The organism is Marinobacter manganoxydans MnI7-9 (assembly GCF_000235625.1).
Taxonomy (GTDB): domain Bacteria; phylum Pseudomonadota; class Gammaproteobacteria; order Pseudomonadales; family Oleiphilaceae; genus Marinobacter; species Marinobacter manganoxydans.
In genome coordinates this window covers 1-12,435 of record NZ_AGTR01000084.1, presented here as the reverse complement: position 1 = coordinate 12,435, position 12,435 = coordinate 1, and the positions used below count along the sequence as shown (strand labels likewise).

Below are 12,435 nucleotides of genomic sequence, written 5' to 3'. Positions count from 1 at the left end.
GATCAGCAGGTTACTGGTTGGTCCGTTGTTGCTCAACATGAAATTGCAGTCTGGCTAACACTCGGTGTGAGCTATTCGTTTGCTCAGTGGCACAGTTGGCTGAGGAATGCAGAGACTGGCGGATGATTGGCCAAGGCATTCGGGTAGACCACCATGAGTTCCTTTTCCAACCCAGGGTTACTAACGGGGATGGCTCGTAGCGAGCCCGCCTGGACTTCCTCCCTTACCGTCGCTTCCAACACCAGCGATATACCCAGTCCAACCTTGACTGCCTGTTTGACAGCCTCTGTGCTCCCTAGTTGCATAGACACCTTCGGAAACGGTCCCTCGTCACCAAAGAAGTTTGCCAGTAGCCGGCCTGTGCCTGTGCCAGGCTCTCCGCCAAGCAGCGTCATTTCTGCGAGGGTGTCCCGATCTATGCTTTGAAGATCTGCGCATGGGTGATCGGGTGGAACAATCAGTACCATCTGTTCTCGCCGCCAATCCTGCGCCAGAAATCCGGGTTTAGGCTGCCACCACTCCATTATGGCTATGTCGAGTTCACCGATCGTTAGTTGCCGGGCAATTGAGGGGTTATTATCAATTACGAGGTCCACGTCGGGCGAGGCTTTATCGTCCCTGAAGGCCCGAAGATAGGGCTGGAGCATATATATGCCAATGTTTGAGCTCGCCCCTATCCGAACGCCGGCCCCCCGAACCGCTTCACGGGCATGTTTGTCGAGGCGCAATATACTGTTTGCGAATGGTACCAGTGCCAAAGCTGCCCTGGTGGGCTCGCAGCCTGATCTTCCCCTTCGAATCAACAACACATCCAGGTCTTGTTCCAGTTTCTGGATATGCTGGGAGAGAGTGGGTTGGGCGATTCCAAGATTCTCTGCAGCGGCCTGAAAACTCTGATGCTGGACCAACGCGATAAAGCTCTTGAGCCAGACCGGATTCAGCATGGAGAGTCCTCACGTAATGACGGAGAATTGATCGCATCCCGCGGCCGTTCACCCCGTAATGCCTGCAGAATGTTCTCGGCCGCCCGTTGCTCAATGGCCAGCCTTACACTTTGTACGGCCGAGCCGATGTGAGCGGTAAATAATGTGTTCGGATGGGCAAGTAACTCCGGACTGATTTCATGCGGACGATCCGTTCGTGCCCAGTCCTCCATTTCGAATACATCGGCGGCGTAACCACCCAACTGTCCGGAGGCCAGTGCCGCCAGTACGGCGTTCTCATCGACCACAGAACCCCTGCATGGGTTGATCAGATAGGCACCCCGCTTCATCAGTGCCAGGCGTATAGGGTTTATGGTGTGAAAGGTATGCTCGTTCAGTGCCAGCGCCAGTATTACGATATCGGATTGGGCGAGAAGCTCTTCCAGTCCTGTATGCGCCAGCCCCAAATTCCTCTCTTCATCAGAGGGCAAGCCCTCGGGCTCTGAGTAGAGCAGGTTCGCACCCCATCCCTGCAGACGGACAGCTATGGCCTTGCCAATGGCACCCATTCCAACAATGCCAATGGTAGCGCCCTCAATTCCCAGCCCATAGAACTTCGGCTGCCACCCTCTGAACTCTCCGGAACGAACAAATTCGTCCGCTGCCTTTACCTGCCGGGTAAGGCCAACGGTGAGTCCGATGGTCAGTTCTGCGGTGGGTACGGTTAAAAGATCCGGCACGAATGAAAGCCACACCCCATGGCGAGTGCAGGCGTCCACATCGAAGTTGTCGTAACCTTTCAGGGCTGCGCCCACGATCTTCAGGTTCGGGCAATCCGCCAGAAACTCATCGCCGATCCTGTCCGGCATGAAGGCCATCACGGCATCGGCTGTGGCTACCCTGGCCTTCACCGAATCTGGCGGGAGCGTGCGGTTTGACTGATTGGTTACAAGCTCACAATGTGGTTCGAGGGCAGCCAGGACTTCATCGTGTACCCGGTGAGTTATCACAACTCTTGGTTTCATTCGTTTTCCTTACTTGAATTTCTTACGGAGGAAGCCGCTCAGGCTGTCGACAATCGTGACCATCAGGAGGATAACAATCAGGATGGCACTGACTTCCTGGTACTGCATGATGCGCAGTGAGCCCATGAGTTCGAAACCGATACCCCCTGCTCCCACCATGCCCATAACGGTCGAGGCGCGGAAGTTGTACTCCCAGCGGTAGATGGATACATCTGCGAACTGCGGCAGAACCTGGGGCAGAACTGCGTGCCAGAGAACCTGTAGGCGAGTCGCTCCGGCGGCATCGGCTGCTTCCACCGGGGCTTCGTCCACATGTTCAATGGCTTCTGCAAAGAATTTGCCGACCATCCCAATAGAGTGAAGGCCGAGGGCAAGAACGCCCGGTAGCGCGCCAAAGCCGACGGCAGCGACGAAGATAATCCCCATGATCAGTTCGGGAACTGACCGCAGGCCATTCAGAATGGTGCGTGTTATGTGGAAAACAGCCGGGTGTGGCGACGTATTCCGTGCAGCAAGGAAAGCCAGTGGTACCGAAGCGGCAACCGCAATTGCAGTGCCGGCAATGCTCATGGCGAGGGTGTCGACAAGTGGCGAAACCCAGTTCATGACATTGGTAAAGTCGGGCGGCAGAGATTCACCCAACAGGACGCCAATCGCTGGCATGCCATTGGCCAGGGTTTTGAAATCGAGCAGGCCCACGTACCAGCTGGCAATGAGAATCACCGCAAGGACCAGACCTGTCTGCAGGAGTTTTTTCCGCCAGCCCCGGGCATGCTCATCCAGCACCGGAGCTGACGGAGCCGGCGACAGAGTCGCCGGTTCCGTCGGGGTATAACTCATGGATTTCCTCACATCTTGGCAAAGTCGAGGTTCAGGAGGCTGCCCATGCGCCGGATTACGTCGTAATCCGAATCGGAGATAGCAGCAAAGCCTTCAGCCTTGAGGTTGCTCAGGATTTCCTTGTCGTCGATGCTGATGAAGGCATTTCGAACCTTTTCTTTCAGCTCCGGGGCGAGATTTGAGCGCATGGCCCAGGGATACTGGGGGAATTCGCCGCTATATCCGAGAACCTTCACGTTATTGCGGTCAATCAGGCCACGATCCATCACATGCTGGAAAATTACCTCGGACAGGCCGCCGGCTTCTGCGTTGCCATTTGCCACATTCACTGCCACAGAGTCGTGGGACCCTACGAAATGTGCCTCATAGTCACGGCCGGCTTCCAGGCCCGCAGATTCCATCAGGACAGTTTTGGGAATCAGGTGGCTCGATGTAGAGGCCCGATCACCGTAGGCCATCTTCTTGCCCTTGATGTCAGCATAGGATTCAACCCCGGCGTCTGCGTTGGCAATGATGATGGAGCGGTACGTTGGCTTGCCGTCCACAATCATGGCTGCAAAGGGTTCGATGTCGCTCTTGCTCTTGGCCATCACGTAGGACAGAGGGCCGAAGTAGGCCAGGTCGATACGTCCGAAGCGCATGGCTTCAATCATTGATGAATAATCGGTAGTCACGATCAGCTCAACTTCCTTGCCAAGCGTGCTTTCCAGATAGTCTTTTAGTGGTTGATTGCGTTTGATCAGTTCAGAGGCGTTTTCATCGGGCAGGAGAGCAACTTTCAGAAGATCAGGGTCTGGATCCGCTGCGAGTGCCTGCGAATTCAATCCTGTCACCAGGCAGAGTGCTATCAAGAGGTTCATTAACGCTTTCATCGGGCTATCTCCAGTTTCTTCGGTTGGGGGTTAACGGGTTTGGTGGCGGGAACCGGGACGGTTCGGGGTTTGGTTTCGTAGTTTCCGTGGTAGATCTCATTCAGGTGGTGTTGCTTCAAGTCTGCAGGTGGTGCATCGAACACAATCCTGGCATTCGCCAGGCCGATGATTCGGTCTGCAAAGCGTTGGGCGTATTCCAGCTGATGCAGTGAAATAACAGCGGTAATACCGTCTTCCTGGCAGATATCGCGCAGTAACCCCAGTACCTTTTCCGACGTCGCCGGATCCAGACTGGCAACGGGTTCATCCGCGAGGATCATTGAGGGCTGTTGTGCAAGTGCGCGCGCGATGCCAACTCGTTGTTGCTGGCCTCCAGACAGCTGGTCAATCCTGGCCAGGGCTTTGTCGGCAAGTCCAACGCGTTCAAGGCAGTGAAGGGCAAGTTCAAGATCGCGCCTGGGCATTGGTAACAGGCTGCGCCAGGTGCTGTGATAGGCAAGCCTGCCCGTCAGTACGTTCTGGAGTGCAGTGTGGCGCTCAATTAACTGATGGTGCTGGAACACCATGGCAGTGCGGCTTCGGTGCAGCCGAACGGTTCTGCGGTTATCAAGGTCACCAAATTCCGCCGAAACGACCTTGCCAGCCGTTGGCTGCACCAGGTGGTTGAGTGACCTCAGAAGCGTGGATTTGCCCGCACCGGAAAGGCCGAGCAGGACCGTAAATTCGCCCTTGTTGAAATCAACGGTGGTTGGCCGTAGAGCAAGGACATTGCCGGGGTAAGTCACCCCCATGTCCTCAATGCGAAGCATCATGTCGGGGTATGAAGCAGGCGTCATTGGATCACCTTTTGCAATGAATAAGCTCGCTTGATTGCGACTTACAATGCAACGCTAATCCTGAGAGGTGACAATGCAGTGTCAGTGACGTGACACCTTAGTGACCATTTGCGCCGGCCGAAGAAGAATTACGAAGTCAGGTTTTCCTGCTTGCGCCACCGCACCGGTGGCATGCCCGTCCAACGCCGGAATGCCCTGTAAAACGTGCTTACCTCGGCAAACCCGAGCGCTTCGGCGATTTCAGGTAGGGAAGCGCTGAAATCAACGACCGCCTGCAGGGCTTTTTCACGGCGCACGTCGTCGACCAGCCCGTCAAAGGTCTGGCCCTGTTCCCGGAGCCGCCGGGCCAGGCTGCGTTCGCTGATGCCCAGGGCTTCGGCTGCGTCTGCCCGGCGGGGCAGAACCGGGCCTATCCGGGCAGTGAGCCATCTTCGTATTTCTGGCACTGAGGCACTGTTGATGGAGAGGGCGGCAAGGCGGGCATTGGTGTAGCGCTCGTGCACCTGGGCAAGCTGGGGGTCCGCCTGGGGCAGGGACTGGTCCAGAACGGCGTTGTCGATCTGAACACCGCTGAACGCCTGCTCGAACTCCACCGGGCAATTGAATACGGTCTGGTAACCGGCCAACGGCCCCAACCGGGGCTGGCTGAACTGCACCCGGGATGGTTGCATCCGGGTGCCGGTAACCCAGCTTCCGAACCCCACCACCGACGCCAGCACCGCTTCGATCTGGTGCGGGCTGAAGGCCAGCCGGCCCTGCCTGGGATGGTAAACCAGCCAGGTGGCTGTGTTGCCGGCAACAATCTGGAACCGCCCGCCATCGGAGATCAGCCGCTGGAAACGCTGCACCATCACAATGGCCTCCCGCAGGGTTGCGGCAGATTGCAGCGCAAAACCCACGCCACTGATGCTCATCGGGGAGAACTCCGCTCCCACCTTCAAACCAAAGCCCGGGTCGCCGGTGCAGCGTTCGGCGGCGTGCCAGAGTCGGGTAATATCGTCGATCGGCCAGCGCTCCAGTTCGCAGGCGGCTTCCGGAATGCCGGCTTCTGCCAGCAGTTGGTTGGCGTTTAAAGACAGTCTCTCGGCAGCACCGATGACGGTGTTAACCCATCCAATGGAAACCGTGGCCTCTAACGTCAATTTTGTTGGCCTCTGAAGTCAATTTTAAAGCCATGGTACCGGTATATCTTTAAAGCTGACAACTCATTGCGATCGGGTCGGATGCGATATGGCCAAGGTGATTTCCTCAGACATTCTGGTGGTCGGCGGCGGGCTGGCCGGTATTGTCGCCGCTCTGGAAGGATTGCGCGCCGGCAAGTCCGTAACCCTGGCAGACCGGGACACCGAAGAACGGATGGGTGGCCTGGCGCTTTGGGCCTTTGGTGGCATGATGCTGGTGGGTACGCCGCTGCAGAAGCGCATGAAAATTGCCGACACACCGGAGATTGCCCTGGAAGACTGGCTCAGCTTTGGCGAGCTGGCCCCCGACGATGAATTGCCCCTGCAATGGGCCCGTTACTACGTGGAGCATTCACGCTCCGAGGTCTACGACTGGCTCAGCAACGAAGGCATCAAGTTCCTGCCCGCCGTGAACTGGGTTGAGCGCGGCCGTTTCGGCGATGGTAATCGTTTGCCCCGGTACCATGTGGTGTGGGGCACCGCCCGGGAACTGGTCCGCTGCCTGATGACCGCGCTGCACCGGGAGAACACCAGCGGAAAGCTCACGCTGCTGCACCAGCATCGCATTACCGAACTGGACCACGAAGCGGGAAAAGTCAGCGGCGCCCTGGCTATCAACGAGGCCACGGGAGAGGAAGTTCGCTTCGCGGCGTCGGCCGTGGTGCTGGCCACTGGCGGCATCAACGGCAGCCACAAGGAATGCCGCGCGAACTGGCCGGTTGATCGCCCGCAACCCACCCGCATGCTGAATGGTGCCCACCCCTATGCCGATGGCCGCATGCATCACTGGGTGGCCGACACCCTCGGAGGCCGGATTACCCACGCCGGCGAAATGTGGAACTACGCGGCCGGCTTCCCGCATCCGTACCCCCATTTTCCGGGCCACGGCCTGTCCACCATTCCCTGTAAATCGGCCCTGTGGCTGAACCACCGGGGTGAACGGATTGGCCCGGAACCCCTGGTGACCGGCTTCGATACCCACTGGCTGTGCCAGCGCGTGGCCGAGCAGGAAAAGCCCTGGACCTGGCACCTGCTTAACTGGCGCATCGCCGCCAAGGAATTTGCCATCTCGGGCGCCGAGCATAATGCCCGCATCCGGGATAAACAGTTCCCCCAGTTTGTGAAAGAGCTGTTGCTGGGCAACCACGCCCTGATTCGGCAGATGCAGCATGAAAGCCGGGCCTTCCTGGTGGCCGACAGCCTGACGGATCTGGCCGGCAAGATGAACGCGCTGACCTGCTCCAACGACATCAACCCGGCAACACTCAAGGCTACCGCGGATGCCTTTGATGCCAACTTCGCGGCAGGCACCAGCCTCCACGACGACCCCCAGATCCGGATGATCCAGCATGCCCGGGAATGGAAGCCGGATCGCCTGCGCACCTGCAAGCCGGCCCCGTTGCAGAAATCCGGCGCCGGCCCCTTTATCGCCATCCGAATGCAGCTGATTACCCGCAAGAGCCTGGGTGGCCTGCAAACCGACCTGCAAAGCCGCGTCCTGGGTGCCCACGGGCAGCCGGTTCAAGGCCTGTATTGTGTCGGCGAGGCGGCAGGCTTTGGCGGCGGCGGTGCGAACGGAAAACGTTCCCTGGAAGGCACCTTCCTGCCCGGCTGCATCATGACAGCCCGGGCGGCGGTGCGGGCCATCGTGGCCGGAGGCTGAATCCTGTGGGCAAAACACATAACCAAAACCCCGAACCCGGAAAGCTTGGAGAACAACAATGACAAACGGCGCTCAAGCCCTGATGAAAACCCTGGTGAATGCCGGCGTTGAGGTCTGCTTCAGCAACCCCGGCACCAGCGAGATGCATTTTGTGGCCGCCCTGGATGACGAGCCCAAGATGCGGGCGGTGCTTGCCCTGTTCGAAGGGGTCGCCACCGGCGCCGCCGACGGCTATGCCCGCATGGCCGACAAACCTGCCGCCACGCTGTTGCACCTGGGCTGCGGGCTGGGCAACGGCCTGGCCAACCTGCACAACGCCCGCAAGGGCAAAGTGCCGGTGCTGAACATTGTGGGCGACCACGCCACCTACCACGTGAAGTACGATGCCCAGTTGCAGTCGGATATCGAGACCGTAGCCCGCAACGTGTCCCCGGGGTTTGTGCGCACCGCCAAGAGCACGGAAACCCTCTGCCAGGATGCCGCCGAAGCCATCGCGGCGGCCCGTACGGCACCCGGGCAGGTAGCTACATTGATTCTGCCGGCCGATGTGTCCTGGGGCGAGGGCGGTGTGCCCAGTGCGCCCATGGCACCGCCGACACCGGAGCCGGCAGACGATGCCACCGTGGAAGCCATTGCCAAGGCTATCCGCTCCGGCAAGAAAACCGCCCTGTTGATGGGCGGCCATTCCCTGCGAGAGCCCAGCATGTTGGCGGCCGCCAAACTGGCCGCCCACAGCGGCGTTACCCTGCTGGCGGAAACCTTCCCCACCCGCATGGAGCGGGGTGCCGGCCTGCCTTACATCGAACGGATCGCCTACCTGGCGGAACTCGCCACGGTGCAGCTGACCGACATCGAACAGCTGATCCTGGTGGATTCGAAGGCGCCGGTTTCCTTCTTCGCCTATCCCGGCAAGAAGAGCTACCTGGTGCCGGATACCTGCCAGGTACACACCCTGGCCGCCCCGGACCAGGATATTCTGGCCAGCCTTAACAAACTCAACGCCGCCGTTGGTGCCAGCCAGGCGCAGCCGAAGCTCCAGCCCGAGAAGCGACCGGGCCGGCCACGGGGCAAGCTGACTGCCGAGAAAGTCTGCAAAGCGGTAGGCGAGTTGATGCCCGAGAACGCCATCATCGTGGACGAGGGCATCACCTCCAGCCTGATGCTTTCGGTCATGACCGCCGGTGCACCCCGCCACGACATGATTACCCTCACCGGCGGCGCCATCGGCCAGGGCTTGCCCAATGCAGTGGGTGCTGCCGTAGCCTGTCCGGACCGGCCGGTTATCGCCCTGATCGGCGATGGCACCGCCATGTACACCATTCAGGCCCTGTGGACCATGGCCCGGGAACAGCTGAACGTCACCTCCATCATCTTCAACAACGCCTCCTACTCCGTGCTCAACATCGAGCTGGAGCGGGTCGGTGCCGAAGAGGCCGGAGAGAAGGCCAAGTCCCAGCTGGACCTGCGGGGCCCGGTGATCAACTTTGCGGAAATGGCCAACGGCATGGGCGTTCACGGCGTGCGGGTGCACACCGCTGAGGAAATGGCAAAAGCCCTGGAATACGCCCAGAGAATGCCGGGCCCACACCTTATTGAAGCCGTGATCCCGGAATCCCTGAGCGGGGTAAAGCGCCGGATACTGCCTTGGATGCTGCGCTCACTGCCGAGCCTGCCGCTGTCGGTTTCCAAGGCGCTGAAGCGCAAGCTGGCGCCCTGAGGGGGGAAGGAAGGGTTAGCCTGACCGATTGGTGGGGCTGACCCTGTCTGCCAGTGCCTCGGCAATATAGCGGTAGCCCTTCTGGCCGGGGTGATAGCCATCCCTGGCAAGAAGCTCAGGATCGGTAACCACCGGGTAGTTCACGTAACGGAAGTCTTCAGGAAACTGGCGCGCCAGCCGGATATAGAGGTTATCCAGCTGCCTGGCCCGCCACCCCATCACATGCCGAAGCGGCGAGGGCAGCGCCGTAAAAAGATGCATCGGCGGCACGCTCAAAAGCAGAATAGGCCCTGAATATCGTGGCGCCAGCAATTCACGCAATGCCTGCAACTGCCGGCGGAAACGAAAGCGGGGCGTGAAGCCCGTGGTGTCGTTCACCCCCATGCTCAACAGCACCACATCCGCCTCTGGCAACTCGGCGGTTTCCAGCGTGTGAATCAACGCCCCGAGCCGGATGCCGTTGACCCCAAAGGTATGCCAGGCAATGGTCTGGCCCGTGCGCTCGTGGATTTCCCTTGCCAACTGGCTGGCCAGGCCCTGATCGTGGGTTTCAACACCCACACCGGCCGCCGTGGATTCGCCAATCACCAGGACTCGCCTGGCGGGAGTACCTTCGCCATATTGGCCGCACGGAGAGCCACCGGCCTCCGGCAGCCTGGGCGTTGTGCGGCGCGCCTGTTTGCCCTGGTAGAGCAGTACCGGAAAGAGCAGGGTAGTCGTCAGCCAGAAAGGGAGGTGCATCGAGAAGCTCCGGTTTTACCGACAGGTTAGTGAGCGACTGACTTGGAAAACAGATTGATCACTGCAACACCGGTGATGATCAGCGCCATACCAATCACAGTGGCGGCATCCAGAGCCTGCCCGTAAATCAGCCAGCCGATCAGTGCCACCAGCACAACGCCCATCCCCGCCCAGATGGCATAGGCCACGCCTACGGGAATTTCCTTCAAAGTCAGCGAGAGGAAGTAAAAGGCAATTGTATAGCCAGCGATCACCAGCAGGCTGGGCCAGAGTTTGGTGAACCCTTCACTGGCTTTCAGGCCGGTGGTGGCTATCACTTCCGCTACGATGGCAACGCCCAGAAAAATCCAGCTCTTCACAACTTACAGCCCCCTATTGGTGAACAGCCGTCCGGCACGACCGAACGGTACTCTGTGGCTGCGGAGTCTATCAAAAACCAGGCCGATAACGCGCGGGCTTATCCCGGCCAGAGCGGTGGCCATTGGCCGTGGAGCTTGTTGTACTGCTCGATGGGCTCGCTACGGTAGCCGCCGGCATAGCGCTCTTTCACGGTGGGATGCACCCAGGTGCGGTTGGTCTCGGGCGGGGGTATCTCGCGCACCAGCTTGCCCAGCAACTTGTACTTGCCCTTGTACTCATTGTGCTGATCGGCGTTGGCGTGGGTTACGGCGGGCAGGGAATCATTGAACACCAGGGCGTGTTTTTGCGCTTCCTCTTTCAGCCACAGAAGGGGGATATCCGCCAGGGTGCGGCCCTGTTTGTCTGGCTCGTAACCGCCGCCTACGTCCGAGTGCACCCCGGCAAACCAGACCTGGGCCAGATCGGTGCCGTCTCGCGGCTCCCAGAGCGTGGGTTCGAAATCCTCCCGCTGCTCGTCCAGCGAAAGCGCGTGACGGGCAACGCGAATGTTGCTGCCGATCTTACAATCGTAGAACAGGTCCCGATCCTTGATCAGGCCGAAAAAAGTAAAGGGCAGGCCCAGGGCACCCACGGTATCCCACACCCCGACAAACCGGATGGGCGTGCGCCGCTCCAGCGAATATTTCGCCTTCCAGGCCATGGAGTGGTCGCCGTTGGCCTTGTGCTTCTTGGTTTTGTAGAGCTTGAAGGCCTCCTCGATCCGGCTGCCGTGTTCTTTTCGCAGAATGCTGCAGTTGTTGATCATTCCGCAAAGACTTCGGGCCGTGTAGGCACCGCGGCTGAACCCGAACAGGAAAATCTCGTCACCGGGCTCGTAGTTGTGCACCAGAAACCGGTAGCCGTCCATCACGTTCTTCTCCAGCCCGTAACCGGTGGCGCCGGCGCGGAGTGAATCGTGGTAGGAGCCAATGCCCCAGTCGTAGAACACCACCTGCTCCACCCCGTTACCGTCGGTAGGCCGGATGGCGCGGGCAAATTGCAGAACGTTGGTGGGAAAGTCCTCACCCAGGATTTCTTCCGGGCGATTCCAGGTGCCATCGAAGCAGACAGCAATGCGTTTCATGGGAGTGACCTCCTGTCGTGTTGTTTCCCTGTGCCCCGCCTGTCGAAAGGGGAGCAGCCTTGCCCACCGCCCGGCGTATGGAGACGACCGGTACATCCTGTTTGGTGGATATAGGTGAGTATCTCAGGTATGCAAGTGAGAGGGTAGTGTCGAGGCGCCGGGTGCTGGAGTTATACGCATGCGTTCGCAAAACTCCAGATGCCAAATGAGAAATGTCGGCAACTATCTGATAGGGTTGGAAAGATGGAAAAGACTGGGTGGAGTTATACGCCCACCGAAGGAGCAGGAGTGGCTCAAAAGAGGGCGTATAACTCCCGCGGTAGCCGTGGTAACTGGTGCTCAAGGGATTGTTTTTACTGAAGAAGTTCGTTTTTTCTTGAGCGTGTTTGAATGGAGTTTTACGAACGGGTGATATACGAACGCGTTCGTATAATTAACTGTTAGGTGCCTTAAAAAATCATAAAAACCAATAGGTTGTGCTAGCGTGTAACGGGTGCTATGAATGGTGCATGAATTGAGTAAAACGGTTCATCAAAGCTAAAACTACTACCGATTGTTTTTTTGTTTTGCTGAACCGGCTCATTTTGATGAGTGGTTTCGTTAATAGAATGGTGAAGCGATTAAAGGCCATCATGCTGTTCGATGGTGGCATAATTAAAATTCAGTGGTAGGTGTAAATTCACCGGAATTGCTCAAAAGAAAAGTAGGCCAAAGCATTGGAATTCTTTTCAAAAACCGGGGTAAAACTAGCACCTAACCAGAAAATGTTGCGGATTCGCTACGCTCCCCGCAAATTTAGGCGTTATAAGCCAAGGCATCGGTCATTTTTATAGTAGCTGGGTGCATGGGCCTTGGCGGCAAATTCGGTGGTAGCTTTTGGTTTCGCATCGTTGCCAAGGCCAGCAACTCTGTCGCCCAATTTGGAAACCAGCGTTGGCATCTTTCGGGTTATCGGCAGGGTGCCCAGGTTGTGGGGCTGTTCACCGCAAAATTTGCTCGGGACGGGTAGTTTGGTGGTTAGTATCGGTGCCGGATCACGAGCCGATGCGGGGCTTCTTTGGCGTTCGCATGCAAGCCGAGAAGCAGGGCTGGAAACCAACGGGTGAACCGGCTTCTAACCAGTAGTTGTAGTACGTTCCGGGCCCTATGTGTCA

11 protein-coding genes are annotated in these 12,435 nt (G+C 58.6%); 2 read left to right on the top strand and 9 right to left on the bottom strand.

Annotation, left to right across the window (positions count from 1 at the left end):
• Positions 1-83: 83 nt before the first annotated feature.
• The 6 genes from KYE_RS16950 to KYE_RS16925 form a co-directional block, all read right to left on the bottom strand.
• Positions 84-944 carry a LysR family transcriptional regulator gene (locus KYE_RS16950; protein WP_008175867.1) on the bottom strand — a complete coding sequence of 287 codons (861 nt, stop codon included), beginning with the start codon at positions 942-944 and terminating at the stop codon, positions 84-86.
• A complete protein-coding gene (locus KYE_RS16945; RefSeq protein WP_008175866.1) occupies positions 938-1,948 on the bottom strand; it encodes a phosphonate dehydrogenase in 1,011 nt (336 codons plus the stop codon). The genes KYE_RS16950 and KYE_RS16945 overlap by 7 nt, the downstream gene beginning before the upstream one ends.
• A gap of 9 nt (positions 1,949-1,957) precedes the next feature.
• A complete protein-coding gene (gene phnE / locus KYE_RS16940) occupies positions 1,958-2,788 on the bottom strand; it encodes a phosphonate ABC transporter, permease protein PhnE (RefSeq protein WP_008175865.1) in 831 nt (276 codons plus the stop codon).
• A gap of 8 nt (positions 2,789-2,796) precedes the next feature.
• Positions 2,797-3,660, bottom strand: coding sequence for a phosphate/phosphite/phosphonate ABC transporter substrate-binding protein (phnD, locus tag KYE_RS16935; protein WP_008175864.1), 864 nt, complete (start codon positions 3,658-3,660; stop codon positions 2,797-2,799).
• Positions 3,657-4,496 carry a phosphonate ABC transporter ATP-binding protein gene (gene phnC, locus KYE_RS16930; protein WP_008175863.1) on the bottom strand — a complete coding sequence of 280 codons (840 nt, stop codon included), beginning with the start codon at positions 4,494-4,496 and terminating at the stop codon, positions 3,657-3,659. The genes phnD and phnC overlap by 4 nt, the downstream gene beginning before the upstream one ends.
• Positions 4,497-4,624: 128 nt before the next feature.
• Positions 4,625-5,638 (bottom strand): AraC family transcriptional regulator, encoded by a 1,014-nt coding sequence (locus tag KYE_RS16925; RefSeq protein WP_008175861.1) that lies wholly within the window; start codon positions 5,636-5,638, stop codon positions 4,625-4,627.
• Positions 5,639-5,726: 88 nt separating this feature from the next.
• Between KYE_RS16925 and KYE_RS16920 the strand changes: the two genes are divergently transcribed.
• Together KYE_RS16920 and KYE_RS16915 are read left to right on the top strand one after the other, a co-directional pair.
• Positions 5,727-7,340 (top strand): FAD-dependent oxidoreductase, encoded by a 1,614-nt coding sequence (locus KYE_RS16920; protein WP_008175858.1) that lies wholly within the window; start codon positions 5,727-5,729, stop codon positions 7,338-7,340.
• 58 nt (positions 7,341-7,398) lie between these two features.
• Complete coding sequence (locus KYE_RS16915; protein ID WP_008175856.1) at positions 7,399-9,057, top strand: acetolactate synthase large subunit; 1,659 nt, start codon at positions 7,399-7,401, stop codon at positions 9,055-9,057.
• A 15-nt stretch (positions 9,058-9,072) separates the two neighbouring features.
• Here the strand turns inward: KYE_RS16915 and KYE_RS16910 are convergent, their stop codons facing one another.
• The 3 genes from KYE_RS16910 to KYE_RS16900 all read right to left on the bottom strand — a co-directional run bounded on the left by KYE_RS16910 (position 9,073) and on the right by KYE_RS16900 (position 11,281).
• Complete coding sequence (locus KYE_RS16910; protein ID WP_008175854.1) at positions 9,073-9,798, bottom strand: SGNH/GDSL hydrolase family protein; 726 nt, start codon at positions 9,796-9,798, stop codon at positions 9,073-9,075.
• A 26-nt stretch (positions 9,799-9,824) separates the two neighbouring features.
• The gene (locus tag KYE_RS16905; RefSeq protein ID WP_008175853.1) at positions 9,825-10,157 is read right to left on the bottom strand and encodes an SMR family transporter; all 333 of its coding nucleotides are present in this window, start codon (positions 10,155-10,157) and stop codon (positions 9,825-9,827) included.
• Positions 10,158-10,255: 98 nt separating this feature from the next.
• Complete coding sequence (locus tag KYE_RS16900; RefSeq protein ID WP_008175850.1) at positions 10,256-11,281, bottom strand: DUF2235 domain-containing protein; 1,026 nt, start codon at positions 11,279-11,281, stop codon at positions 10,256-10,258.
• Positions 11,282-12,435: the final 1,154 nt, after the last annotated feature.

Coding starts and splice junctions, on each gene's coding strand:
- KYE_RS16950 (WP_008175867.1), bottom strand. CDS start 944: ATGCTGAATCCGGTCTGGCTCAAGAGCTTTATCGCGTTGGTCCAGCAT.
- KYE_RS16945 (WP_008175866.1), bottom strand. CDS start 1,948: ATGAAACCAAGAGTTGTGATAACTCACCGGGTACACGATGAAGTCCTG.
- phnE (WP_008175865.1), bottom strand. CDS start 2,788: ATGAGTTATACCCCGACGGAACCGGCGACTCTGTCGCCGGCTCCGTCA.
- phnD (WP_008175864.1), bottom strand. CDS start 3,660: ATGAAAGCGTTAATGAACCTCTTGATAGCACTCTGCCTGGTGACAGGA.
- phnC (WP_008175863.1), bottom strand. CDS start 4,496: ATGACGCCTGCTTCATACCCCGACATGATGCTTCGCATTGAGGACATG.
- KYE_RS16920 (WP_008175858.1), top strand. CDS start 5,727: ATGGCCAAGGTGATTTCCTCAGACATTCTGGTGGTCGGCGGCGGGCTG.
- KYE_RS16915 (WP_008175856.1), top strand. CDS start 7,399: ATGACAAACGGCGCTCAAGCCCTGATGAAAACCCTGGTGAATGCCGGC.
- KYE_RS16910 (WP_008175854.1), bottom strand. CDS start 9,798: ATGCACCTCCCTTTCTGGCTGACGACTACCCTGCTCTTTCCGGTACTG.
- KYE_RS16900 (WP_008175850.1), bottom strand. CDS start 11,281: ATGAAACGCATTGCTGTCTGCTTCGATGGCACCTGGAATCGCCCGGAA.